Annotated in this window: 1 protein-coding gene and 1 pseudogene; both read left to right on the top strand. The window is 54.3% G+C overall.

Annotated elements, in window-relative coordinates; genetic code table 11:
• Positions 1–189: pseudogene (locus tag Q0600_RS09135) on the top strand (oxidoreductase); the annotation flags it as partial.
• Positions 190–451: 262 nt separating this feature from the next.
• On the top strand, positions 452–1,017 hold a 566-nt coding region (locus tag Q0600_RS09130; RefSeq protein WP_298759470.1), incomplete at its 3' end, for an NAD(P)H-binding protein.

Raw genomic sequence — 1,017 nt, 5'->3', positions numbered from 1 at the left:
GGCCCCGTGGCGACGGATGACGCGGGCTACGACTACGACGCGGCTTTTAAGCGCTATCACTCGAGCGAGGAGATGGCGGAATTCCTGCTCGCGCTTTACGATAGCGACGCGTGCGTAGGCGCGGTGGATCGAAACAACTTCGAGTTTAGCTTGGGGGCTGTGCGATTTGACTACGTGGGCAGATGCTAATTTTTACGCTTTTAGCGCATCGCGATGAAACGGCAGCTTCTAGACTGCGTATAGTCTTATAAAATTTAAGCTGATTTGATATACATTTCGCGCCGAACGTGGCTTTGAAATTTAACGCGTGAGCTATGGATTTTACTTGCGATGCGAGCTCAAGCGCGCAATTTTCGGGCTCGACTTGCAAACTAGACGAAATTTTTGGCACGGTAAAAGTAAAATTTAACCACACAACGCGTTAAAATTTAAAGAAATTCAAGGAGCGAAAATGGGAAAATCCGCCTTGGTGCTTGGCGCTACGGGCGTCGTAGGCAGGGAACTGGTGCGCGAGCTTTGCGAGAGTCCGGGTTACGATGAGGTAGAGGCGTGGGTGCGCCGCGAGATAGGCTTTTGCCGCCCTAAGCTTCGCGCGCGGATCATTGATTTTGAGGGCATCTCGGATATCGCGCCGCATAAATTTGACGAAATTTTTTGCGCGCTGGGTACGACGATGAAGCAGGCGGGTTCGCGCGAGGCGTTTTTGCGCGTGGATGTAGACTACGTCTATGCGGCGGCGAAATGGGGCAAAGCAGCGGGCGCGCTGCGCTTCGTGCTCGTATCATCTCTGGGTGCGAACGAGGGCTCGCTAAGCTTTTATCTGCGCGCCAAAAGACGTATCGAGCGGAGCGTGAGCGAGCTTGGCTTTGACAGCCTTCAGATCGTTCGTCCGCCGTTAATCTTGGGCGAGAGATCGGATGCTCGCCCGTTAGAACGGCTCGCGGCGGCGGTTTTTAACTGCTGCCCGCCTGCGTGTTCGGTAAATTTAGACCGCTTAGCGGCGCAAGTATCGCCCGC

This window comes from uncultured Campylobacter sp. (assembly GCF_938041645.1).
Classification (GTDB): Bacteria; Campylobacterota; Campylobacteria; order Campylobacterales; family Campylobacteraceae; genus Campylobacter_B.
This window is presented reverse-complemented; position numbering and strand designations above follow the sequence as displayed.